Origin of the sequence: Myxococcus sp. AB025B (assembly GCF_006518215.1) — a bacterium.
GTDB lineage: Bacteria > Myxococcota > Myxococcia > Myxococcales > Myxococcaceae > Myxococcus > Myxococcus fulvus.
Genome location: NZ_SRLW01000616.1, coordinates 1 through 1,518, shown reverse-complemented (window position 1 = coordinate 1,518; position 1,518 = coordinate 1). Strand labels below are relative to the sequence as shown.

1 protein-coding gene is annotated in these 1,518 nt (G+C 65.8%); it reads left to right on the top strand.

The window, feature by feature from the left end; genetic code table 11:
* Positions 1 to 147: 147 nt before the first annotated feature.
* On the top strand, positions 148 to 1,500 hold the full coding sequence (locus FL311_RS43070; RefSeq protein ID WP_141333460.1) for a transposase: 1,353 nt from the start codon (positions 148 to 150) through the stop codon (positions 1,498 to 1,500).
* Positions 1,501 to 1,518: the final 18 nt, after the last annotated feature.

Genomic DNA, 1,518 nt, shown 5'->3' with positions numbered 1-1,518 from the left:
GACTCGACTTTCGCCCTTTTGGGATGGGATGCCCAAGCAGGGGTACGAGAGGAGAGAGGGCTGAGGGTAGGTAAAGAGCGGCCATCGAGACCAGCTGAGAGAGGTGTCGGGCAAGACACGCCTCTTCGAGCACCTTGGAGGTCTGCGATGGCCGCTTCCCATGTGTATGCACTGCTTCGAGTCCTGCAGCTGGTTCGGCCGGCGTTCACCGAGCCCTCGTTCCTCCGCTTCCTGGTCCTGTTCGCCGGCTGGGTGTGCAGTGGGGGCACGCACGCAGTCACCGAGGCGCTGGTGGCAGCGGGAGTGTCGGGCGTACAGCACCATGCGGCCTTCCATCGCTTCTTCTCCCGGACGCGGTGGAGTGCGGACGAAGTGGGCCGACTGCTCCTGTTGAAGCTGGCTGCATTGGGACCCGTGCGGTTGGTCCTCGATGACACCCTTTGCAGTCACAAAGGGCCGAAGGTTTTCGGACTGGGCTGCCACCTGGATGCGGTTCGCTCCACCCGGGCCATGCGCGTCTTCTGCTTCGGCCACGTCTGGGTGACGCTCGCGGTGCTGGTGCACGTGCCCTTTGCTGCACGTCCCTGGGCACTGCCCGTCCTCTTCCGGCTCTACCGTACCCAGGCCGAGTGCCAGAAGAGGGGCATCCTTCATCGGAAGAAAACGCAGCTGGGGCGAGAACTGGTTGAGCGCGCCCTCAGCTGGCTGCCAACCGGCCCCCTGGAACTGGCCGCGGACGAAGCATACTCCTGCAGCACCCTGCTCAAGGGGTTGCCGCAGCGGCTCGTCTTCGTCGGTGCCATGCGTCCAGATGCCGTGCTGACGCGCCCTCGCGTGCACCGCTGCCGCTCGCCGAAAACGGGCCGCTGGCTGACGCGTGACGTGCCGGTGCCCAAGCCCGAGGCCCTTGCCAGAGATTCAGCACTCCCCTGGATGCGGCTGACAGCCCAGCTCTACGGCCGCTCGCAGCAGGTGGACTACAAGGAGGTGGTGGCCCGGTGGAGGAGTGCTGCCGGCGAGCGGATGCTCAAGGTGGTCGTCGTGCGGATGACAAGTGGAAGCCGCCCTCTGCGAGTCTTCTTCTGCACCGCCCCCTCCCTGTCTGCCCTCGAAGTGGTGGAACGGTATGCCTTCAGGTGGAGCATCGAAGTGCTCTTCCGGGACTTGAAGCAACTGCTTGGCTTCGCCGACTCGCGGGCCCGCCGTCGCCTGGCCGTGCTTCGCACCGCTCCCTTCGCTGGCTTGAGCTACACCCTGCTCGTCCTCTGGTACATGGAGCTGACCGCCAACTGGCAACAGCTGAGGGTGCCTCTGCGCCCCTGGTACACCACCAAGACCTCGGTCAGCTTCGCGGATGTCCTCCGCCTGGCTCAATCCTCTCTGGCCCGGGTCCGCTGGCATTCGTCGCGTCGACTTCGCGCCAACTTACGTGCGGCCTCTCGCGCATCACCGGCTCAGGAGCGCGCGGCGTGGACCGCCGCGCTCTCCCCCTCGCCCTAAAAGGGCGAAAGTCGAGTC